Annotated in this window: 15 protein-coding genes; 12 read left to right on the plus strand and 3 right to left on the minus strand. The window is 57.5% G+C overall.

Annotated elements, in window-relative coordinates:
- Positions 1 to 131: 131 nt before the first annotated feature.
- The 3 genes from tsaE (at position 132) to addA (ending at position 7,555) form a co-directional block, all read left to right on the plus strand.
- Positions 132 to 596, plus strand: coding sequence for a tRNA (adenosine(37)-N6)-threonylcarbamoyltransferase complex ATPase subunit type 1 TsaE (tsaE, locus tag LKE90_RS13160; RefSeq protein WP_291491999.1), 465 nt, complete (start codon positions 132 to 134; stop codon positions 594 to 596).
- Positions 597 to 648: 52 nt separating this feature from the next.
- Positions 649 to 3,732, plus strand: a complete 3,084-nt coding sequence (gene addB / locus LKE90_RS13165) for a double-strand break repair protein AddB (protein ID WP_291491998.1) — start codon at positions 649 to 651, stop codon at positions 3,730 to 3,732.
- A gap of 304 nt (positions 3,733 to 4,036) precedes the next feature.
- Positions 4,037 to 7,555 (plus strand): double-strand break repair helicase AddA, encoded by a 3,519-nt coding sequence (gene addA / locus LKE90_RS13170; protein ID WP_291491997.1) that lies wholly within the window; start codon positions 4,037 to 4,039, stop codon positions 7,553 to 7,555.
- Positions 7,556 to 7,754: 199 nt separating this feature from the next.
- Here the strand turns inward: addA and LKE90_RS13175 are convergent, their stop codons facing one another.
- Positions 7,755 to 8,150, minus strand: coding sequence for a winged helix-turn-helix transcriptional regulator (locus tag LKE90_RS13175; RefSeq protein ID WP_291491996.1), 396 nt, complete (start codon positions 8,148 to 8,150; stop codon positions 7,755 to 7,757).
- An 85-nt stretch (positions 8,151 to 8,235) separates the two neighbouring features.
- On the opposite strand from LKE90_RS13175, the gene LKE90_RS13180 reads away from it, so the two are divergent.
- Positions 8,236 to 9,117: an SDR family oxidoreductase gene (locus tag LKE90_RS13180; protein ID WP_291491995.1), complete on the plus strand. Its 882-nt coding sequence runs from the start codon at positions 8,236 to 8,238 to the stop codon at positions 9,115 to 9,117.
- Positions 9,118 to 9,696: 579 nt separating this feature from the next.
- On the opposite strand, the gene LKE90_RS13185 is transcribed toward LKE90_RS13180, so the two are convergent.
- Positions 9,697 to 10,398, minus strand: a complete 702-nt coding sequence (locus tag LKE90_RS13185; RefSeq protein ID WP_291491994.1) for a LexA family transcriptional regulator — start codon at positions 10,396 to 10,398, stop codon at positions 9,697 to 9,699.
- 177 nt (positions 10,399 to 10,575) lie between these two features.
- Between LKE90_RS13185 and LKE90_RS13190 the strand changes: the two genes are divergently transcribed.
- From LKE90_RS13190 to LKE90_RS13195, 3 genes are all read left to right on the plus strand, one after another.
- Positions 10,576 to 10,881, plus strand: a complete 306-nt coding sequence (locus tag LKE90_RS13190) for a hypothetical protein (RefSeq protein WP_291491992.1) — start codon at positions 10,576 to 10,578, stop codon at positions 10,879 to 10,881.
- Positions 10,881 to 11,150 (plus strand): helix-turn-helix domain-containing protein, encoded by a 270-nt coding sequence (locus LKE90_RS16575; RefSeq protein WP_407066061.1) that lies wholly within the window; start codon positions 10,881 to 10,883, stop codon positions 11,148 to 11,150. The genes LKE90_RS13190 and LKE90_RS16575 overlap by 1 nt, the downstream gene beginning before the upstream one ends.
- Positions 11,151 to 11,464: 314 nt before the next feature.
- Positions 11,465 to 11,719, plus strand: coding sequence for a hypothetical protein (locus tag LKE90_RS13195; RefSeq protein ID WP_291491991.1), 255 nt, complete (start codon positions 11,465 to 11,467; stop codon positions 11,717 to 11,719).
- A 552-nt stretch (positions 11,720 to 12,271) separates the two neighbouring features.
- On the opposite strand, the gene LKE90_RS13200 is transcribed toward LKE90_RS13195, so the two are convergent.
- Entirely contained in the window at positions 12,272 to 12,628 is a 357-nt protein-coding gene (locus LKE90_RS13200) for a carboxymuconolactone decarboxylase family protein (protein ID WP_291491990.1), read from the minus strand.
- A gap of 163 nt (positions 12,629 to 12,791) precedes the next feature.
- Here LKE90_RS13200 and zapE point away from each other — a divergent pair, with 163 nt between their 5' ends.
- The 5 genes from zapE (at position 12,792) to LKE90_RS13225 (ending at position 21,868) form a co-directional block, all read left to right on the plus strand.
- Positions 12,792 to 14,021: a cell division protein ZapE gene (gene zapE, locus LKE90_RS13205; protein WP_291491989.1), complete on the plus strand. Its 1,230-nt coding sequence runs from the start codon at positions 12,792 to 12,794 to the stop codon at positions 14,019 to 14,021.
- A gap of 290 nt (positions 14,022 to 14,311) precedes the next feature.
- The gene (locus LKE90_RS13210) at positions 14,312 to 17,170 is read left to right on the plus strand and encodes a 2-oxoglutarate dehydrogenase E1 component (protein ID WP_291491988.1); all 2,859 of its coding nucleotides are present in this window, start codon (positions 14,312 to 14,314) and stop codon (positions 17,168 to 17,170) included.
- A 195-nt stretch (positions 17,171 to 17,365) separates the two neighbouring features.
- Positions 17,366 to 18,595 (plus strand): 2-oxoglutarate dehydrogenase complex dihydrolipoyllysine-residue succinyltransferase, encoded by a 1,230-nt coding sequence (gene odhB, locus LKE90_RS13215; RefSeq protein WP_291491987.1) that lies wholly within the window; start codon positions 17,366 to 17,368, stop codon positions 18,593 to 18,595.
- A gap of 169 nt (positions 18,596 to 18,764) precedes the next feature.
- A complete protein-coding gene (lpdA, locus tag LKE90_RS13220) occupies positions 18,765 to 20,501 on the plus strand; it encodes a dihydrolipoyl dehydrogenase (protein ID WP_291491986.1) in 1,737 nt (578 codons plus the stop codon).
- A 428-nt stretch (positions 20,502 to 20,929) separates the two neighbouring features.
- Positions 20,930 to 21,868, plus strand: a complete 939-nt coding sequence (locus LKE90_RS13225) for a L,D-transpeptidase (RefSeq protein WP_291491985.1) — start codon at positions 20,930 to 20,932, stop codon at positions 21,866 to 21,868.
- Positions 21,869 to 21,994: the final 126 nt, after the last annotated feature.

A 21,994-nucleotide genomic window follows, 5' to 3' on the forward strand; every position in this document is an offset into this window, starting at 1 on the left:
CCCGCGGGAACGGGTTTCGTGCATACCGACCTTGCCGTCTGCCCGGTTCAAAAGAAAAATCGTGACAGGAATACGGAGACACAGGAAATAATGGATTTCTTTCCTTTCCTGTAATCGCCCGGATTTGATTCATGACCTCCCGTAACCTGATGCTGAACACCCGGTCCGAGACCGAGGCTCTTGCCCGCAGGTTGGCTGGTTTGACCCGTTCGGGGGACGCTATCCTGCTTTCGGGTCCGCTCGGCGCGGGGAAAAGCGTTTTTGCGAGAGCTTTCCTGCGGGCCCTGTGTAATGACCCGACGCTGGACGTCCCAAGTCCCACCTTCACGCTGGTTCAGCCCTATGATTCGCCACAGGGAGGCGTGTCACATTTCGATCTCTGGCGGTTGCAGGGCCCGGAAGCGCTGGAAGAACTGGGCTGGGATGATGCCCGCACGGGGATCGTGCTGGTTGAATGGCCGGAACGTCTGGAAGATCTGACTCCGGCCGATGCCCTGCATGTCACGCTGAAACCGCGCCCCGTCGCCGGACAGGATCCCGACGTGGAAGACCTGCCCCGTGAAGCTGTTCTGACAGGCTGGGCTGACCGGCTGTGAACGGGAGGACGGTTCTCTTGCGGCTCTCTTTTTGACGGATCATCCTTCTCCGATGAACGCTTTTTCCGCTCCCGGTCTCGCCACCATACCCGCTCATCTGCGCTTTCTTGATGAGGTTGCGGCCCGCTGGACCGCAGGCGTGGAGGAAGACCCCGAGCGGATTGGCGATGGTACACTGGTTCTGCCGGGTCGTCGCGCCGCCCGTGCTCTGACGGAAGCCTTTCTGCGACAGGCGGATGGGCGGGCGATTCTTCTGCCCCGTATCATTCCCATAGGCGGGCTGGATGAAGCGGAAACGGCGCTCGCCAGCCCCGACGCCCTGCTTCTGCCTCCCGCGGTTCCGCCCATGCGGCGGCTGGCCATTCTCACGCGACTGGTGCTTCAGGCGGAAACGGCTTTCGGCACCCGACCGATGCTGGATCAGGCATGGCCCCTGGCGCGGGCGCTCGCTGATCTGATGGATGAGGCGGAGCGCTCAGGCATCAATCTGGCCGAGACGCTGCCGAATGCCGTCGATGAGGGTTTCGCCACGCACTGGCAGAAGACCCTTACCTTTCTCGGCATCATCACCCGCATCTGGCCGGACTGGCTGCGCGAACAGGGACTGATGAATCCTGTCGCGCGTCAGATCGCGCTGCTGGATGCACAGGCGGATTACTGGGCGCATCAGGTCGATGGAACATCGCGGCTCTGGGCTGTCGGTTTCACCGATGCGCTGCCGTCCACCGTCAACGCGTTGCGGGGAGTGCTCCAGCATCCACGCGGGAGGCTGGTCATGCCCGGTCTGGATCGGGACATGGATGACGAGACATTCGCCGCACTTCCGGATGGCCATCCGCAGGCAGGTCTGTCCCGGCTTCTGGCCAGTCTCGATTCTCGACGGGACGATGTGGAGACATGGGCTTCCGTCCTGGCCGACGGGGAAAGCCGCTCTGTCCTCGCAGCCCGTACCCACACCATCGCGCGGGCGCTGCTGCCCGCCGCCGCTCTGTCCGACTGGGCTGGGAATCCCGAGCGTGGCGAATGTGCCGGTCTGCATCGTCTCGCCAGCGCTGATCAGCAGGAGGAAGCTGCTGCCATTGCCCTGATCCTGCGGGCAGGTATCGAACAGAAAAACAAGAGAGTCGCCCTTGTCACGCCGGACCGCGCACTGGCGGGAAGGGTGGCCGCTGAACTGGCCCGCTGGGGCATCCTTGCGGACGACAGTGCGGGCGAACTGCTCATCACCACGCCCGCCGCAGTGCTGCTGCGCCTGCTGGCGCAGGCCGTGGATCAGAATCTTGCGCCTGTTGCGTTGCTGGCGTTGCTGAAACATCCGCTGGTTGCGTGCGGCATGTCGTCGGGCACAGCCCGCGCCTCGGCCCGTCTGCTGGAGCGGAGGCTTCTGCGGGGTCCGGCTCCTGCGCCCGGTATCGAAGGGCTACGGCAACATCTGGAAGAGAAGCAGAAAAGAGAGGGAGCCTCTCTTGATGGCGCGTCGGCAGACCGGCCAGATGAACCGCAGCCGCTCGACCTGTTCCTGACGGCCATTGAACGCTGCCTTGCACCCGCACTGGAAAGCGCTCGTGAGGAGCGGAAACTGCCAGAACAGCTTACGGCGCTGCTCAGGGCTGCGGAGGCGCTTGCCTCTACCGATGACACGCCGGGTGCGGAAAAGCTCTGGCGAGGTGAGGACGGCAATGCCCTCGGTCACCGTTTCTCCGATCTGCTGATGGTTACGGATGTCCTGCCTCCCCAGCCGTGGGCAGTGCTCGACGGACTGCTGGCTGCCGTCTTTACCGAAGAGCGTGTCCAGAGTCGTCGTGCGCTGAGAGGACGAGGCGAGACGACCATCACGCTGCATCCCCGCGTGTTTATCTGGGGTCTGACCGAGGCGCGTCTTCAGACCGTCGATCTCATGGTGCTGGGTGGTCTGGTGGAGGGTGTCTGGCCTCCCGCCACAGATCCCGGTCCATGGCTTAGCCGTCCCATGCGGGCTCGTGTCGGCCTGCCTTCGCCTGAGCAGGCCATCGGGCAGGCGGCGCATGATTTTGCATCCTGCCTATCCTCCGCTGCCGAGATTGTGCTGTCCACACCAGGCCGCCGTGATGGTGCGCCTGCTGTGCCAGCCCGCTGGCTGGTGCGGCTGGATGCGTTTCTCGCCGGACGGGGGCAGAAGCTGGTGGAGCATCCGGCGCAGTCATGGCTGTCGCAGATCGATCGTCCGGTTGGGGCCGCACAGCCGGTTACGGCCCCTGAACCACGGCCGCCTGTCAACAGGCGTCCGCGTCGCCTGAGTGTCACCGAGATTGAGACATGGATGCGTGATCCATATGCCATCTATGCCAGACATGTGCTGAATCTGCGTCCGCTCGATCCGCTGGAGCAGTCCGTCGACGCGTCCGATTACGGTATGCTGGTGCATGGCGCGCTGGACGCATGGTTCCGGAAATATGGTGCGGAGTGGCCGCATGATGCCGTGACGTCCCTGCGTCAGGCTTTTCTCGACAGTCTGGATGCCGCCAGTCTGCGTCCGGCGCTGGCTTCATGGTGGCGGCCGCGTCTGCTCCGCATCGCCGACTGGGTCGTGCAGGCCGAAGCTTCTCGTCGTGAAAGCGCTTCTCCACGCGCCATTCTGACGGAAGCCAAAGGCCGCGCCACCATTACAGACGCACCCGGTGGAACGTTCACGCTGACAGGACGTGCTGATCGTATCGATCTGTTTGACGATGGGAAAATGGCGCTGCTGGACTACAAGACCGGCACGGTGCCTTCCACGAAGGAGGTGGTTGCCGGATGGAGTCCGCAGTTGCCGCTCGAAGCCGCTATGCTGACACTGGGTGCATTTCCTGAAGCGACGAAGCATTTTTCTGTTGATGAGAACAGCAATTCTGAGGTGGGTGACCTGATTTACTGGCGTCTGACGGGCGGTGCGGAACCCGGGTCCGAGACGGTGGTGAAAAGCAAGGAGATCAGCATCACCGAGCTTGCCCGGCAGGCATGGGAAAGTCTCCGTCAGCGCGTAGAAGCGTATGACAGCAAGGCGCAGCCTTATCTTTCGCATCCTCATCCCGGTAAACCACCGCGTTTTGCGGATTATGCCCAGCTTGCCCGTGTGACGGAATGGAGCACGGCGCGCGAGGAGGGGGGAGAATGAAGAGGGCTTCGCTGTCTGGAGGTTTTGCCCCGCTCCCCACAAAGGGATGTAGTCCCTTTGAACCCGATTTCTGTTTCAGGACAGAGGGAAGCGACTTTTTTCCGGCAAGGCATACAATCAGTTTTCCTCTGATTTTTTCAGTCATTATTATGAATTATTCAGAAGAAAACGTAGGTTCTGTTCAAATCCGGAAGGGATCGAAGCCCCCTTCGCTTCGATTAATTGATCATTCGTCGGTTTCCAAAGACATAGCCTTTGGCGGATCAAGGGCAGGGCTCTTCGACAGACACGCAAGATTATCGGCATGACTCTTATCACCAGCGCCATCGACCTCGCCAATGTGCAGCAGAATGATGCGTCCGATCCGAATGCGTCCGTTTTCGTGTCGGCTTCCGCTGGCAGCGGCAAGACCAAGCTACTGATCGACCGCCTGCTGCGCCTGATGCTGCCGCGTCAGAACCCGGATAATCCCGCAGGACCGCTCATCCCCGGCACATGGCCCGGACGCATCCTCTGTCTGACATTCACCAAGGCAGCAGCGGCAGAAATGGCGATCCGCCTCCAGCGCACGCTCGGTGAGTGGGTCACGCTGCCGGACGACAGGCTGGATCAGGCGCTTGGCAGGCTGAATGTTCCGTCTTCGGCCCGTGCGGAAGCGCGTGCCCTGTTCGCACGGGTGCTTGATCTGCCCGGTGGTATGCGGATCGGCACGATTCACGCTTTCTGTCAGTCACTTCTGCGTCGTTTTCCGCTTGAGGCCGCGACCAATCCGCATTTTACGCTGATGGAGGATACGGACGCCTCTCTGGCTCTGTCGGAGGCGACGGAGGCTGAACTGGGGCGTCTTCCTGCCAGTCTGGTGGAACCGCTCGCGGCCCAGATTTCGCTTGTCGATCTGCTGGGTCTGCTGACCGAACTCCGCTTCAGCGGCAAGAGCGGGGAGGTGCTGGCGCTCGCGCAGACTGACAGGGAAACGTTGTGGGCAAAGCTGCTTGGAGCGCTCGGCGCGAAGATGGTTCCGGACGGAGATCCGGTTCTTGCGGCCTGCACGGCTATTCCGGATGAAGACACGCTGCGCGAGGCCCTGAAAACGATGCTGGAAACGGCGCCGGCGTCAGCGCAGAAGCGTGCTACCGAAATGCTGGACTGGCTGTCGTATTATCCGCCGAAGCGGGCGGCGAACTGGTCGGCATGGCAGGGGTTTTTCCTGACCGGAAAAGGTGAACTGCGTAAACACGCTGGCACTAGCGAGAAATATGCTAAAAATTTTGAGTCCACAGTTGATCGGATTCAGGAAGAGGCCAGACGTATTCTCGCTGTCGAGGAAACCCGCCGCGCCATTATCCTCTCCAACCTGACACTTGCTCTCCTGCGAACAGCGGCTCCGGTTCTGGAAACCTACAGTACCGGCAAGGCTTTGCGCGGACAGGTAGAGTATGACGATCTCATCCGTCGCACGCTTAGCCTGCTTCGTGACCCCGGCGCGGCATGGGTCCTTTACAAACTTGATGGCGGTATCGATCATCTTCTTCTTGACGAGGTTCAGGATACCTCCCGCGAGCAGTGGCGCATTGCGGGTGATCTGACAGAAGAATTCTTTTCTGGCGCCGGCGCGCACGATGAAAATACAGGGCCGCGTACGGTCTTCGCAGTGGGGGATTACAAACAGTCGATCTACGGATTTCAGGGTGCTGACCCAGAAGCTTTCCGTGAATGGCGTCAGACTTTCGAAAAGCGTGCTCAGAACGCCGGGGTGATCTGGCGTGAACCCCAACTCACCGTCTCGTTCCGTTCCACCACACCGGTTCTGTCTCTTGTCGATGCGGTCTTCAGTCATCCGCTGGCGGCACGGGGCGTCAGCGAACCGGGTCAGTCGATGCCACGCCATGAATCCGCCCGTCCGGGGCAGGGAGGACGTGTCGAACTCTGGCCGCTCGTGCCTCGTGCCATCGAGGGTGAGGAGGATACCGAAGAACCCGATCCATGGGCGGCGACCCGCAAGAATGTTGGGCAGATTTCACCACAGCAGCGTCTTGCGGACACGCTGGCCCGCTGGATCGCCGGGCAGTTGCTGCAACCGTCCGCGCCCGGAGAAACGCAACTGACACCGGGTGATGTCCTGATCCTTGTGCCGCGCCGTTCCGCTTTTGTGCGGGCGCTGATCCGTGCGCTCAAAACCGCTGATGTGCCGGTCGCGACACTCGTGCGCACGGGGCTTGCCGATCAGACGGTGGTTCAGGATCTGATGGCGTTGTGCGACGCGCTTCTGCTGCCTCAGGATAATCTGACACTGGCCTGTGTACTGACTTCACCGCTCGGTGGTCTCAGCGATGACAGTCTGATGGCGTTGGCGATGGATCGTGATGGCGAACCGCTCTGGACGATGCTGCGTGAGCGTCACGCCGAGCGACCGGACTGGTCGGCCGCGTGGAGTTATCTGTCAGCCCTGTTCCGTCGCGTGGATTACGCCTCGCCCTACACGCTGTTGTCCGAGGCGCTCGGTGTGCAGGGTGGTCGCGCCCGTATCCTTGCACGTCTTGGTCCGGAGGCGGCCGAACCGATTGACGAACTGCTCTCCGCAGCGCTTCGCTATGAGGAAAACCACGCGCATTCCCTACAGGGTTTTCTACACTGGCTTCGTAACTCGAATGAAAGTGTCAAGCGGGAAGCGGAGGCGACAGGACATGCTGTGCGCGTGATGACGGCGCATGGCTCCAAGGGATTGCAGGCGCGTCTGGTCATTCTTCCCGATACGATCGGGACGCCCCGTTCAGACAGTCGGCTTCTCTGGCTTCCGGCGAAGGGTGATGATTTCGGCCTGCCGGTGTTCGTTCCCCGCACGGATGCTGCGACAGAGGTCACGAAAGCCGTGCGTGAGAAACTGCGTGAACAGGCGGCGGAAGAATATAATCGCCTGCTCTATGTCGCCCTCACCCGAGCCAGTGACCGGCTGGTCGTCTGTGGCTGGGAGACGGGCCGCGCGCTCAGTGATGAAAGCTGGTACGCGCGTTGTGCGGATGGCTTCATTGCGGGAGAAGCGGTGTGCGAGCCGTTCGATCTCGGATGGGATGGGGCGAGGCTGGTTTTGCAGGAGCCTGTGACCGTCAGCCGCCCCACGTATGCGGAGACATCCGTGTCACCATCCGCCCCGCTCCCGGCATGGACAGGACACGCGCCAGACTGGACTCCCGTGCCTCCGCCGGAAGAAGCGGCATTGTCGCGCCCGCTGTCACCAAGCCGTCCTGATGATGCGCCGTTTGGTGAACAGCCCTCCACACGATCTCCGCTTGATATTGCAGCGCTTACCCCCAATGCAGCGCGTGAGGCGGCTTTCCGGCGGGGTATGCTTGTCCACGCATTGCTCCAGTTCCTGCCAGATCGACCGGAGGCGGATCGAACGGATGTCGGCTATGGCTGGCTGCTTCAGCCCGGCAATCAGATGGATGAACGGGAGGCGGCCCGGTTGGTTGCGCGTGTTATTGAAGTGATGGAAACACCTGTGCTGGCCCCATTATTTGCACAAGGCAGCCGCGCGGAGCAGAGGCTGGCGGGCGTTGTCGGGGAAACAGTGATTGTTGGTCAGGTCGATCGCATGGTGGTCCTGCCTGACCGTGTGCTGGTCTGTGACTTCAAGACCAATCGCCGTCCACCTTCATCCGTTGAACGTACTCCTGTGATGTATCTGCGCCAGATGGCCGCCTATCGTGCGTTGCTGCAATCCCTCTATCCGGGACGTGTAGTGGACTGTTGTCTGGTCTGGACGGAGGTTCCGACGGTGACAATGCTGCCTGGTCGTTTGCTGGATGAATACGGACCGAGATAATTTCAACTTTTTTGAAAAACTTTATGCTTGGTCATCTGGTTTTTATGTCGGCTATACGGTTTTCCGATTAGATGATTTATGTCGCTCATCAGTTATCTGATCGTATTTTTTCTGCTGCTTCCAGAGACAATCCGGGACATGCCTGTTTATGGTCATGGCAGCATTTTTTACCCGGTAATGGTGTCTGGCGACCATCGGATCATGATTCTTTGCGTTTTGATGCGAGGATACTGGGCAGCCGTGTCTCAATCCAATCGGCGAGCGCAGAGACTTTCTCTGCGGCTTCCTTCCCAAGTGGGGTCAGGCTGTATTCGACATGGGGCGGTACCACATTGAGCGCCACACGGTCTACAAGACCATCGCTTTCCAGCCATTGAAGCGTCTGGGCTAGCATGCGTTCACTCACCCCGCCGATAAGACGACGTATTTCTCCAAAACGATGTGTCCCGCCTTGCAACACAATCAGAACCAGAACGCCCCAGCGACTGGTCATGTGTTTGAGGACGTCACGCGAGGGACAATCAGCGACCATCAGGTCACCTCGACGAAGCCGCGCCGACAGGGAGGTGCCACGGACTTTTGGATTTTTCTTCATACTTACATTTATGTACGTACTTACGAATAGGAAGCAATGCTTCTATCTCTGGACATGTCACGAATGATGATCAGGGAGAAAAGTCATGACGATTGCGGTTACCGGCGCCAGCGGTCAGCTCGGCCATCTTGTCCTCAATGCCCTTGCGGGCCGGACGAGCGCGGGAAACATTGTCGCTCTTGCACGCACACCGTCAAAAGTAGCGGCTGAGGGCATTGAGGCGAGAGAATTCGATTACACGAAAATCGAAACGCTGGCCTCTGGTCTGGCGGGTGTGGAAACCCTGATCCTGATTTCGTCGAGCGAAATCGGTCAGCGTATCGTGCAGCATCGCAATGTGATCACAGCGGCGAAATCGGCCGGAGTGAGAGCCGTTCTCTATACCAGTGTGCTGCACGCGGATACGTCGGTTCTGTCACTGGCGGACGAACATCGTGTGACGGAGGCCGACCTGAGACTGTCCGGTCTGTCTTTCACAATCCTGCGCAATGGCTGGTATACTGAAAATTACACGGGTTCCGTGGAAGCCGCCCTGAAGGGAGGGGCTTTTATCGGGAGTGCCGGAGACGGCCGTATCTCGTCTGCCGCCCGCGCTGATTATGCAGAAGCGCTTGCCGTCGTTGCAACAGGTGTGAATCATACCGGTAAAACCTATGAACTCGCAGGCGACGGGGTCTGGACGCTTTCCGATCTGGCGGCTGAGGTTTCACGACAGACCGGCAGAGACATTCCATACCGTGATCTGAGCGATGCCGATTACGCCAGAGTCCTTGTCGGAGCAGGTCTACCCGACGGACTGGCACACGCTATCGCAGGCTGGGATATCGCCGCTTCACAGGGCGCGCTTTTCGATGCCGGACGACAGCTTTCGACGCTGATCGGACGTCCAACGACGTCTCTTTCGGAAAGTGTTGCGGCAGCACTTAGAGCGGTATCCGTCCAGACTGGATCACGGATACCACTCTAATTCATTGTTTATCGAGCAACTTTATCCGACCAGATGATTCCGTCTGATCAGATGTTGCTCTAAATAACCTTCCGATGATGTGAAACACCATGCAGTTTGCTTTCAGAGATTTCTCTTTGAAAGCAGACTGCATGCTGCCTTAACTTATTCCGGCATAACCACTGAACGTAACAAATATCTGCTCTTCACGCCCTGACAGCCAACTCAAACAGATAACAGCTGATGTTGACGGATTTCACGCGATTTCCAGCCTACTTGACCATACTTAGCTGTGTGTAAGTATGATCCGGAGCAATCCGTTCATGATTGGACCACGCAGTGTCAGAAGTTTTAGGGTGCCATTGGGGATGGTAAACCGAAACGAAGGTAATGCAGGTCACCCGAGCAGCTTTGTTTCCTGTATCATTCGCGGTTGATCAGGAGGATGTCAGGAAGTTTCATGCTGACCCGGATCATATGACTGGGTCGATGTGATTTTAAAGCTTTGGTTACAGGTGAAGTGTCGGAAGTCGATGTTCAGTTTTTTAAGTTATAAACGTAATTTATGGAAAAAGGGGGCTTTGAAATGCCCCCATGAAATCAGACGCGCTGCATTGTCCAGACGACGCGACCGATAATGGTCATGGCATGGCCGTCAGGCGATCCGAAACTGGCCTGATCCGCAGGGAAGGTTGCTGACTGATAGGCTGGGTTGTCGGACTGGACAAGAAAATCGCCGCTGGCTGTCCGGGAAACCCTTTTTACGAACAGACCGCCGTGCATCACGACGGCATAAACACCCTCTATTCGTGTTGAGGGCTGCGTATCAACCAGCAGGCGGTCCCCGCTATGGATGGTCGGCAGCATGGAATCGCCATCAGCCGTGATCATGATCAGGCCCGAAGGCTGTAGTCCCAGTTCTTCCGTCAGGAAATTTCGTGGAAATTGTATGGGGTGACCGACGCTTTCCTCGCAGGTTCGGCCAAAACCGGCAGAGGCTCTGGCGTCGTAATAAACAACGGCGACTGAGGAAGAGAGCTTGGTCTCCCCTGTCCAAAGCCATTCGGGAGAAACGCCAAGTTCTCTGGATATTTCGTCAATTTTTGATGGTTTCCAGTCTGCTCCCGGTTTCTGGTATTTCCCGATCATGGACTCGGAAATCCCCGTAGAAAGATGCAGTTGCCGTGCTGAGCCGTAACGCTGGATGGCCTGCGTCAGTCTACCTTCGCGGGTAGAAAGATCGGGAGCTTCCTTCAGGGAAGGTCCACGGCGGCGGCGGAAGATTTTCTTTTCTTCCATCATGACAGGCTATGAGTTTGTTCAGGGAGGATGTCTCTATAATAACATCTCTTTTGTGAGGTTTTTTGCTTGCATATATGATTAAAATAGCTCATATTTCTCTCCGAGGGACGGTTGGAAAATCGTTAAAAACTCATAAAAGTCTAAAAATGGCAAAAGTCCTTACTCAATGGATGGTTTATGTCACAGATTGATCGTGAAAAACAAGCTCATTCGCGTTCGTATAATGGTCCAAATCCCATTCGTATGAATGATCAGGATTGGAATGTGATGATTTCAGCTCTTTCGAATGAGCAGAAAGAAGAGCTGAACGAACTTCGTCATCAGGCGCGGTGCTGTGCCCGGATGGCTGTTTCGGGGGCACAGGCCACGGCTGTAACGCTGGAAGTGGCTGAAACAGCCATGGAAGTTCTGCTGCGGACGTTAACGGAAATGGAAATCAGTTTTCCATTCGATGGTTTTTCTTTTTCAGGGAGCTACGCCTGATGGTCAGGAAATTTGAAGCTGGACGTGCGGAAGATCTGGGGAAGGCAGCCCAGACGCTGTACGCAAAAGGAAAGAGTATCCGTGCTATTTCAGAACAGATTGGCGCTTCACGGTCCTATGTGCATAGGATTTTGATGCGGGCGCGAACAGAGTATCTCGCGACGATGGTGAGTCAGCGTCGCATTGCGCAAGGCAATGATCCTTTGCCTCCGGGCAACATTATCAGCATGGGAGCGATAAGTTTACATAATAGAAGGTGTGTTCATTGAATAATACGTATTAGTTTCTTTGTTAAAATATGCAATTTAAATAATTTTTAATACGATTGATTGATGTTTATGCAAATGATGCTGAGTATACAGCTTTGGTGAGCTATTTGCAGCCTGTGTCTCAAAGTGTATTCAGCCGTTTAAACGTTTCTCAGAAATTAGGTATAGAAATTTTTCTTCCATCTTCAGCTGATTTTCCGGTCGCCATATGGGAACATTATAAACCATATTTTTATTGCAATTGATAATTGTTATCATTTATAGTTCTTGGAGGATATGCATATTCTACCCATGATACATTGTGAAGTTGCAGAATGAATCAGCTTTTCTGTGAAAAAACGGGTATGATAGAGTTGGATCCGGACTACTTTGATGAAATTACCGGTGGTGTAAACGCATCATTGGCGGGACAGGCGGCTGTATATGGCATTATTGGAGCCGCTGCCGTTACGGCGGCTGCCGGAACGGCGCTGGTTACGGGGGCAAGTTATCTTGCAAAATGGGCATTCCTTCCACCGCTTCCTCCGGGACAGGAAGAGGAATACTATAGAAACAGTTTAACCAGATAACAGGTAGGGTTTTCGGGTCGCGTATATGTTGAATATACACGGCCTGATATCGGATTTTCAAAAACAGGAATTGTTTTTCTATTGGAGAGAGTGTTTGCTGATGAAAATAGAAAAATATTCTCTATATTTGTTCATAATTTCTGAATTGATTCTTGTATTCAGTATAATGACGTATGAAAATTTTCAGAAGCAGGATAAATTTCTGTTTTCTGCAATGGCGATAGTTTTTCTGATATTTCCGTTCGGACTTTTGAAGGCGGACAGGCGCTTTAAATTGTTCTTTGTTGTAGGGATATTATATTCTTTTTTATGTCTGTGGGTTTCTTTTTCCTGAATCTGAATCTGATAACTCCGCTTTCTTACCTTGATATTTCAAGAGATTTATTGATCGTTCTGTTTTTCGTGCTTATGTTTTTTATTGCAAGATTTAAGAAATCCGAGATGTAAAAAGGGAGATTGTCATGCAAGCGATCATTCCGCTTTTTGGCCGTCTCATTTTACATGGAAAGAAGGGCCTGAAGAACGCTCAGGCCCATAAATGTCGATCCGTAATCAGCCGCCCGCTTTTTTCGCCGCATCAAATGCGTCCATGATGCGGGTCGAATAGACAAGAGCCGCTCCCGCATTCAGGGCGATGGCGACGCTGAGAGCTTCACCAATCTCCTCACGGGTCGCGCCTGCCTTCACCGCTTCTTCCGCGTGAATGGTGATGCAGCCGTCACAACGGGTCGTGGCCGCGACAGCAAGTGCGATCAACTCCCGCGTCTTGGCATCCAGATGGCCGCTTTTCGCGCTGGCGCCGTTCAGGGCAAGGATACTTGCGACAGTGTCCGGCGCCACGGAATTGTAGGCGCCGATGGCCTTGCCAAGATGCTCGCGCCGCTCATTCCAGTCTGTCCAGTCAGTCATGGCCTGAATTCCTCTGCCTTGGGTGAAATCACCCCACGATAGGCCGAGGTCCGGATAATGCCTCTTCACCACCGCGTGAGTATGTTGTCACGAGCGAGTGTGGCCTATTGTCACTCTCTTGCTGGTCACAGCAGGCATCGCTATCGGCAGAACCATGGATACCATGAACAGACAGCCCCATTCCGCCCAGTCCCGGACTTCTGGCCAGCCTCAGGCTTCAGGTCCATTTGCGCTGTATGAGGAACGCGTTGCCAGCGGCACGCTGCGGCGTGATCCGGATCAGGAGCGCGTCGCCAGACGTCTCGACCGTCTGTGGGTCGAACTGGAGGCTTATCGCCCGGTCCCGGTCAGGCCGCAGGAAGAGCGCAAGGGGCTGCTCTCGAAACTCGTCAGCAAACTGCCGGACCTGTTGAATCGGCCTGAGGAGCGCGCAGGCGACGGTATTCCGCGGGGGGTGTATATCGTCGGTCGTGTCGGTCGCGGCAAGACGATGCTGATGGACCTGTTCTTTTCCTGCGTCACGATAAAGAAGAAGCAGCGTATCCACTTCCTGACCTTCATGCAGGAGGTTCATCAGCGCCTGAGGGCGCTCAAGGCGGCCAACCCGGGGATGAGCGATCCGATCCCGCCTCTGGCCCAGACCATCGCCCAGGATGCGACTCTGCTCTGTTTTGATGAGTTCCAGATCAACGATATTGCTGACGCCATGATTCTGGGGCGTCTGTTCGAGGCGCTGTTCGCGGCGAAGGTCATCATCGTCGCCACGTCGAACACCGTTCCCGGTGATCTGTTCCAGAATCGTCCCGGTGCGGACGCCTTCAAGCCGTTCATCGCCATCATCCAGCGCCATCTGGATACGGAAGTGCTGGATTCGGAAACCGATTATCGCCGTGGACGCGAACAGGACGACACGACATGGATCGTGCCGGCCGACGAGACGGCCAGACGGCGTCTCGACAGGATCACGGCGCGTTATGGGGAAGGTCATCCGGTGGAAAAGGTGACTCTGGAATTCAGTGGCCGGTCCCTGCCGGTGGATCACAGTCAGGGACCGGTAGCGCGTTTTGATTTCACTTCTCTGTGTAGTAGGCCGCTGGGACCAAACGATTATTTGGCAATTGCCAGAAAATTTCCCGTTATTGTGATGGACGATATTCCACCCCTTGGACCCGACGATGCGAACGTCGCCAGACGCTTCATCACATTGATCGACGCCTTGTACGACAACGGCAATTTGCTGTTCGTCTCCGCCGATGACTCCCCGGATAACCTGTTCCCGTCAGGGGAGGGAGCGGACGCATTCGCCCGTACGGCATCCCGTCTCATGGAGATGAGCAGCGAAAGCTGGCTGGCCCGCGCCCATGGTCCCGGAGGTGTCCTCTCCAGACCGTGACAGCCCGATGGCTTGTCGTGTGTTTTTCGGCGGTCTAGCAAATTCGGCAGTAACCCGGCCGCGACCGGGTATGGCCGGGTCATCCGGTCGTGGAATGGAGACAGGCAGGTCATGGAGATATTTGCAGACACGCAATCCTTCCGCCTGAAGTCGATTTTCTGCGATCAGGTGACCACTTCTTCAGCTTTGGACGTAACAGTCATGTCGAAACGGCCTATCGACCGGTTTGGGGAGGTGTCACACAGGAACATCTCAGCGAACCTGAGAAGAAACACAGGAGCGTTCTGAAAATGGCGGGCAGCGATCTTCTTACGACGGCACTGAGTGGTAGCAATATCGCTTATGTGGCCGACCTGTACGCACGGTGGGCCGAAGACCCCAATAGTGTCGACTCCTCCTTCGCCGACCTGTTCGGGGCTATGGACGATGAAACGGCCTCCATTCTTCAGGATGCCTCCGGCGCTTCCTGGGCACCGCGCAAATCCATCATCACGGGCGACGAGCCCGCTCCGGCTCCCGCGACCGGCAAGGCCTCCGGTCTGGCTGCGACCGACAGCCTCGCCATCGCGCAACTGATCCGGGCGTTCCGCGAATTCGGGCATCTGGAAGCGCAGATCGACCCGTTGGGTCTCAAAGTTCCGGCTCCGGCCGTCGAGCTGGACCCTGCGACCTACGGCTTCGGCCCAAAGGATCTCGATCGTCCGGTCTATATCGGCAAGCTGCTGTCTCCGATCCTGCCGGGCCGCGAGACGGCCAGCGTCAAGGAAGTCGTAACTGCGCTGCGTCAGGTCTATTGCGGCGCGATCGGCGCGGAATACATGTATGCGCGTTCCGAAGAGCAGCGCGACTGGTTCCGCTCCCGTCTGGAAGGTGACAACTGGCAGAGCAGCGTTACGGTCGAGGAACAGAAATCGATCCTCAAGAACCTGACGGAAGCCGAAGGTTTCGAATCTTTCTGCCAGAAGCGTTATGTCGGCGCGAAGCGCTTCGGTCTTGAGGGCGGTGAGGTCTCCATCCCGGCGCTGCATGCCGTGATCGATCAGGTCGCTCAGCAGGGCGTAAAGTCTGTCGCCATCGGTATGGCGCATCGCGGTCGCCTGAATACGCTGGTGAACGTCGTCCGCAAGCCCTATGTCGCGATCTTCAACGAGTTCGGCGGCGGCTCCTTCAAGCCCGATAACGTGGCCGGTTCCGGCGACGTGAAATACCACCTCGGCTCCTCCACGGATGTCGAGATCGGCGGTCACTCGGTTCATATCTCGCTCCAGCCGAACCCTTCTCATCTTGAGGCTGTTGATCCGGTCGTCTGCGGCAAGGTCCGCGCCGCACAGGACGATGACGGCGATACCGAGACCCGTCTGTCGCACATGGCGATCCAGATTCATGGCGACGCGGCCTTCGCCGGTCAGGGTGTGGTCTATGAGACGATCTCCATGTCCCAGCTCAAGGGCTATCGGACGGGCGGATCGGTCCATATCATCGTGAACAATCAGGTCGGCTTTACGACCAATCCGGAAAATGGCCATTCCGGCATCTACGGGTCCGACATGGCCAAGGCCATCGAGGCGCCGGTTCTGCACATCAATGGCGACAATGCGGAAGCCGTGGTCTACGGCGCGCGTCTGGCGGCCGACTATCGCCAGAAATTCGCCAGCGACATCATCCTCGACATCGTCTGCTACCGCCGTAACGGCCATAACGAGACCGACGAGCCTGCCTTCACGCAGCCGGTGATGTACAAGGCCATTGCGGATCATGAGACGCCGCATACCGTTTACGCCAGTCACCTCGTGAAAACGGGCGTGGTCACGGAAGAGGACGTCAAGGCGCAGTGGGATGCGTTCCACGCAAAGCTGGACGAAGATTTCAAGGCCGCGCAGTCCTACAAGGTAAACAAGGCCGACTGGCTGGAAAGCAACTGGTCCGGCCTGCAGGCGCCTCCCAAGGCAGGTGAAGTCACGAAGGTCGAGACCGGCGTGGCAAAGGCTGTGCTGGCGGAGATTGGCGCGGCCATTACCCAGGTTCCGGAAGGCTTCGATCTCAACAGCAAGATAGCCCGCCAGATGAAGACCAAGGCGAAAGCCGTCGAGACGGGTGAGGGCATTGATTGGGCAACCGGCGAGGCGCTTGGCTTCGGCTCGCTTCTGCTGGAGAAACATCGTATCCGCCTGTCGGGTGAAGATGTGCAGCGCGGCACCTTCAGTCAGCGTCATGCGACGGTGATCGACCAGACCAGCCAGCAGCCTTACACGATGCTCAACCATATCAGGGAAGAGCAGTCCCAGATCGATATCTGGAACTCGCATCTCTCCGAGTTTGCGGTGCTGGGCTTCGAGTATGGCTACACCATGCACAACCCGAACAACCTCGTGTTGTGGGAAGCGCAGTTCGGCGACTTCGCCAACGGCGCACAGGTCATCATCGACCAGTTCATTGCGTCCGGCGAGACGAAATGGCTGCGTATGTCCGGCCTCGTGCTGCTGCTGCCGCATGGCTATGAAGGGCAGGGACCGGAGCACTCCTCAGCCCGTCTGGAGCGCTATCTCCAGCTCTGCGCCGAAGACAACATGTTCGTCTGCAACATCACGTCTCCGGCCAACTATTTCCACGCGCTGCGTCGTCAGTTGAAGCTGCCGTACCGCAAGCCGCTGGTGTTGATGGAGCCGAAGTCGCTGCTGCGCCACAAGCTCGCCGTGTCCACACTGGCCGAGTTCGAGACAGGCACGAGCTTCCGTCCGGTAATCGGCGAGATCGACCCGTTGGCGGACAATGCGGTCGAGCGTGTCGTTCTCTGCTCGGGCAAGGTCTATTACGATCTGCTGGAAGCCCGCCGCGACCAGAAGCTGGAAAAAGTGGCGATCATCCGTCTTGAGCAGCTCTATCCGTTCCCGGAAGCAGAGCTTGCCGTCGAACTGAAGCGTTATCCGAACGCGAAAGAGATCGTGTGGTGTCAGGAAGAAACCCGTAACGGCGGTGGCTGGCACTTCGTTGATCGTCTGATCGAAGGGGCGCTGGGTGTGGCCGGCCACAAGGTCGGTCGTCCGGTCTATGCGGGCCGCGCTGCTGCGGCCAGTCCGGCGACGGGTCTGGCGAAGACTCATGCCGCCGAACAGGTCGCGCTGGTGCAGAATGCGCTGGGACTGAACTGAGTGTTGAACAGACCGGGTCACCCGCAAGGTGGCCCGGTTTTGGTTGTACGCTTTTTACACCTGTCTCGCAGACGTGATGAGCTGGTGCGGGAAGCGTGAGTTTCGAAGACCTCCGGTTGGGGGCATAACGGAAGGGTCGCTGTTGACGGTCTGAAACCGCAACAGGTCGATTCGAAAAGGAAAGTGGGAAGCGAGATGTCAGTCGAGATCAAGGTGCCGACGCTGGGCGAGAGTGTCACGACGGCGACTGTTGCGAAATGGCTGAAGAAGGCCGGAGAGCAGGTGGCGGCTGATGAACCCGTTGCCGAGCTGGAGACTGACAAGGTGACGGTCGAGGTTCCCGCCCCGCAGGCCGGTGTTCTGGGGCAGCCTGCCGTCCAGGAAGGCGATGAGGTCGAGGTCGGCGCGCTGCTGACAACGCTTGAGGCAGGTGCAACGGCGAAAGCGGCCCCGAAAGCTGAGGCTCCCAAGGCAGAAGCCCCGAAGGCTGCGGCCCCTAAAGCGGCTCCTCCACCGGCTGCGAAATCCGCTCCCGCTGAGAAGACGGACGCTGCCGCAGCTTTCCCGGCTGCCCGCAAGATCATGGCCGAACAGGGTGTCTCCGCCCAGCAGATCGGTTCCGGCTCTGGCAAAGATGGCCGTATCACGAAAGGCGACGTGCAGTCTTTCCTCGCGCAGCCGCCCGTGAGCGCGCAGGCTCCCGCCAAGCCGCCACGTCAGGATGATCCGCGTGAAGAGCGCGTGAAGATGACACGCCTGCGTCGCACGATCGCCCGTCGTCTGAAGGACGCGCAGAACACGGCAGCGATGCTGACCACGTTCAACGAGATCGACATGACCGCCGCGAAGGAAATGCGCGTCGAGTTTCAGGATCTCTTCGTGAAGAAGTATGGCGTGAAGCTGGGCTTCATGTCGATCTTCTCGAAAGCCGTGATCGCAGCCCTCAACGAATTCCCGGCCATCAATGCCGAGATCGACGGTGAGGACGTCATCTATCGCAACTTCGTCAATCTTGGCATCGCCGTCGGTGGCCCGAACGGTCTTGTCGTGCCGGTCATCCGTGATGCGGAAAATCTGTCACATGCCGAGATCGAGAAGAGGATCGCAGGATTCGGCAAGGCCGCTCGCGAAGGCACGCTGAAGATCGACGATCTGTCAGGCGGCACGTTCTCCATCACCAATGGCGGCATTTACGGCTCCATGCTGTCCACGCCGATCTTGAACGCACCGCAGTCCGGCATTCTGGGCATGCACAACATCGTTGATCGTCCGGTCGCGGTGAACGGCAAGGTCGAGATTCGCCCGATCATGTATGTGGCGCTGTCCTATGACCACCGCATCGTGGACGGGAAGGAGGCTGTGAGCTTCCTTGTCGCGCTCAAAAAGTATGTCGAAGAGCCCCGCAGCCTGCTGCTCGGCCTCTGATACTGATATCAGGCTCTTCCGTCGCAGGACGGAAGAGCCTGTTGCTTTTCGGAAGCTGTCTGTTGAAGCTTTCATGCCTCCAATAGAGAGGCGGACATAGACGATGGACGTGAGACGCCTTTCCGGGCAACGGTCAGCGTCGATCGATATTCAATCGGGACGGGAAAAAATGGCAATCGAAATCAAGGTTCCGGCGTTGGGCGAGAGTGTGACGTCTGCCACGGTCGGCAAATGGCTCAAACAGCCGGGTGATGCGGTCGCTGTCGATGAGCCGGTTGTCGAGCTTGAAACAGACAAGGTGAGTGTCGAGGTTCCCGCTTCCGCTGCCGGCGTGCTGGAAAGTCAGGCCGTCAAGGAAGGCGATGAAGTGGAAGTCGGCGCTGTGCTGGCCATCCTCGCTGAAGGTGCGAAAGCGGCCGCCAAGCCTGTCGCTTCCAAACCTGCCGAAGCACCGAAGAAAGAAGCCACTCCGGCTGCTGAAAAGAAACCGGCTCTGGCAGCGACAGAAGCTCCTGCCGAGACGGATTATGATCTGGTCGTGATCGGTGCTGGTCCGGGCGGTTATGTCTGCGCCATTCGCGCCGCCCAGCTTGGCTTCAAGGTCGCCTGTGTCGAAAAGCGCGCCACACTCGGTGGCACCTGCTTGAATGTCGGCTGTATCCCGTCCAAGGCGCTGCTTCAGTCGTCAGAAAACTATCATGCCGCAGCGCATGATTTTGCGACACATGGCATTGATATCGCCGGTATCAAGCTGAATCTGGCGCAGATGCAGAAGCGCAAAGCCGGTATTGTCGAAGCCAACGTCAAGGGTGTGGAGTATCTCTTCAAGAAGAACGGTATCACCTGGCTGAAAGGGCTCGGCAAGGTTGAGGGCACGGGACGCCTGACGGTTGACGGCAAGCCTGTCACGGCGAAGCACATCGTGATTGCGGCTGGCAGTGACAGCGCCGGTCTGAAGGGTGTGGACGTCGATGAGAAGGTGATCGTCACCTCCACCGGCGCTCTTGAACTCTCCGCCGTGCCGAAGAAGCTGGTTGTCATCGGCGGCGGCGTGATCGGCCTTGAACTGGGCAGCGTCTGGCACCGTCTGGGAGCGGATGTGACTGTCGTCGAGTTCCTTGATCGTCTGGTTCCGGGCACGGACAACGAGGTCGAGGCGGCTTTCCGCAAGATCCTGACGAAGCAGGGTCTGACGATGAAGCTTGGTCACAAGGTGACCAAGGCCGAGAAAACCGGAAAAGGCGTGACCCTGACAGTCGAGCCTTCACAGGGTGGCGCTGCTGAAACGCTGGAAGCTGACGTTGTGCTTCTGGCCATCGGTCGCACGGCGGCGAGCAAGAATATGGGTCTTGAAGAAGCCGGTATTGCGCTCGACAATCGTGGCCGTATTGAAGTCGATGAGCATTTCGCGACCAACGTGCCGGGCGTTTATGCCATCGGCGACGTCATCCGTGGCCCGATGCTGGCGCACAAGGCCGAGGAAGAGGGTGTCGCTATTGCGGAAATCCTCGCCGGTCAGGCTGGTCATGTGAATTACGACGCCATTCCGGGTGTGATCTATACATGGCCTGAAGTAGCAACCGTCGGCTTTACCGAAGAACAGCTCAAGGAAAAGGGTGTCGAATACAAGGTCGGCAAGTTCCCATTCATGGCCAACGGTCGTGCGCGCGCCGTGGGCATGACTGATGGGTTTGTGAAGGTGATTGCTGACGCAAAGACCGACCGTGTTCTCGGCACGCATATCATTGGGCCGGGCGCTGGCGAACTGATCGCTGAATGCACGATGGCGATTGAGTTTGGTGCCTCGTCCGAGGATATCGGACGTGTCTGCCATGCTCATCCGACTCTGAGCGAGGCGGTGAAGGAAGCCGCTCTTGGTGTCAGTGGTCACTCGCTGAACATCTGAGGGGATAACCCGATCAAAGAAAACGCCGCTGAGTGATCAGCGGCGTTTTTTGTTTGCGCAGAGATATTGTGGTGAGGCTCCGTGGCCTGAAATGGGAATGTTTTCGTTGCGTAGGCATGAATTCTCTTTTCCGTTTGGATCGTCGGTTGTGGTGTTTATCCAGAACTGCTCGGAAAATTCATGATGAAACCGGCCACGGAATGTAGACGAAATGTATCGATTTTAAATTTAAATGAAAATTAAATAGTATTGTTATTACATTTTATCGCCGGTTTCTGAACGGAAGCTCATTGTCGGAAATCAGAGCGGTAGAGTGGGCCGGAAAGGCCATTTGTTATTTCCGCCAATGGCATATAACCCATCCTGTGATAAACGGTCAGAACAACGAAGCAGACCCGCGAACGCGGTTATGGAGGAGTAAGCTCAGGATGAGGGTTTGGACGACAACGCTGGCACTGACACTTGTGGCTTCTGTTGCGTGTTCCTCGCCTGCCTCCTGTCAATCTCCCGGTGTTGCGCCGGGTACGCCGCCTGAGGCCGTTCCTCTTCCGGCACCGCAACCGACCGTAGATGATCCTAGCCCGCCTGTGGTGATCCCGCCTTTGCCGTCTCTTGATGATACCGAGGCGCGTGCTGAAGCAAAGAAGCTTGTCGTTGCCCTGCACAAGGAAGTGCCCGGTCTTCTGCCGCTCAGTGATGCCCAGAAACTGCATTGGATCAAGCTGGGACAGGAAATGATCGCCCGTTCAGACTTCCGTATCACACGGGCGCAGGTGATTGTCGTTGTCGATCGTAACGTCAAAGTCCAGAAACTGGCCCTTGTGCTGGCGCTTCCCGACAGCGCCGACTGGCAGGTTCTGGGCAGTGTAAAGGTCTCGACCGGCAATACAGGCCGCAAATACTACTACATCACGCCGACTGGCGTGTTTCCGAATACGGCGGATCGTCTGGGCTATCGGGCCGAAGGCACAAAGAACGAGAACGGTATTCGCGGTATTGGCGCAAAAGGAATGCGGGTCTGGGACTTCGGCTGGCATAACGCCGTCAAGGGGTGGCTGGCCTCAGGTGAAACCGGTGATATCCGTCTTGAGATGCACGCTACCGACCCTGATTTTCTGGAAAGCCGCCTTGGTCATCCAGCGTCCGAAGGCTGCGTGCGTATTCCCGCCGCCTTCAATGTGTTCATGGACCGTCACGGTCTTCTGGATGTCGAGTATGAACAGGCCGCCAGTTACGATGGCCGTTTCAAGGCGCTTCTGAGGAAAGACCGGGTGCCGTCACCCATCGCGGGTGAGGCGCTGGTGGTGGTGGATTCAGGAGCGAAGCCGACTGCTCCTGTGCCTTTGACGACGGCGCAGAAGTCGTGACGGCTTGGAACTGAAGTTTTTTGTGGCGGGTGAAGTAAGTGACCGCTTCCGCCTTCATTTTCGCGAGAAACTGGCCGTTCAGACGAGTTTAAGCGCAGATATTGTAATCCATCTGCATGCTTGGAC

Origin of the sequence: Acetobacter sp., assembly GCF_022483985.1 — a bacterium.
In the GTDB taxonomy this organism is placed as follows: Bacteria; Pseudomonadota; Alphaproteobacteria; order Acetobacterales; family Acetobacteraceae; genus Acetobacter.

Coding starts and splice junctions, on each gene's coding strand:
- tsaE (WP_291491999.1), top strand. CDS start 132: ATGACCTCCCGTAACCTGATGCTGAACACCCGGTCCGAGACCGAGGCT.
- addB (WP_291491998.1), top strand. CDS start 649: ATGAACGCTTTTTCCGCTCCCGGTCTCGCCACCATACCCGCTCATCTG.
- addA (WP_291491997.1), top strand. CDS start 4,037: ATGACTCTTATCACCAGCGCCATCGACCTCGCCAATGTGCAGCAGAAT.
- LKE90_RS13175 (WP_291491996.1), bottom strand. CDS start 8,150: ATGAAGAAAAATCCAAAAGTCCGTGGCACCTCCCTGTCGGCGCGGCTT.
- LKE90_RS13180 (WP_291491995.1), top strand. CDS start 8,236: ATGACGATTGCGGTTACCGGCGCCAGCGGTCAGCTCGGCCATCTTGTC.
- LKE90_RS13185 (WP_291491994.1), bottom strand. CDS start 10,398: ATGATGGAAGAAAAGAAAATCTTCCGCCGCCGCCGTGGACCTTCCCTG.
- LKE90_RS13190 (WP_291491992.1), top strand. CDS start 10,576: ATGTCACAGATTGATCGTGAAAAACAAGCTCATTCGCGTTCGTATAAT.
- LKE90_RS16575 (WP_407066061.1), top strand. CDS start 10,881: ATGGTCAGGAAATTTGAAGCTGGACGTGCGGAAGATCTGGGGAAGGCA.
- LKE90_RS13195 (WP_291491991.1), top strand. CDS start 11,465: ATGAATCAGCTTTTCTGTGAAAAAACGGGTATGATAGAGTTGGATCCG.
- LKE90_RS13200 (WP_291491990.1), bottom strand. CDS start 12,628: ATGACTGACTGGACAGACTGGAATGAGCGGCGCGAGCATCTTGGCAAG.
- zapE (WP_291491989.1), top strand. CDS start 12,792: ATGAACAGACAGCCCCATTCCGCCCAGTCCCGGACTTCTGGCCAGCCT.
- LKE90_RS13210 (WP_291491988.1), top strand. CDS start 14,312: ATGGCGGGCAGCGATCTTCTTACGACGGCACTGAGTGGTAGCAATATC.
- odhB (WP_291491987.1), top strand. CDS start 17,366: ATGTCAGTCGAGATCAAGGTGCCGACGCTGGGCGAGAGTGTCACGACG.
- lpdA (WP_291491986.1), top strand. CDS start 18,765: ATGGCAATCGAAATCAAGGTTCCGGCGTTGGGCGAGAGTGTGACGTCT.
- LKE90_RS13225 (WP_291491985.1), top strand. CDS start 20,930: ATGAGGGTTTGGACGACAACGCTGGCACTGACACTTGTGGCTTCTGTT.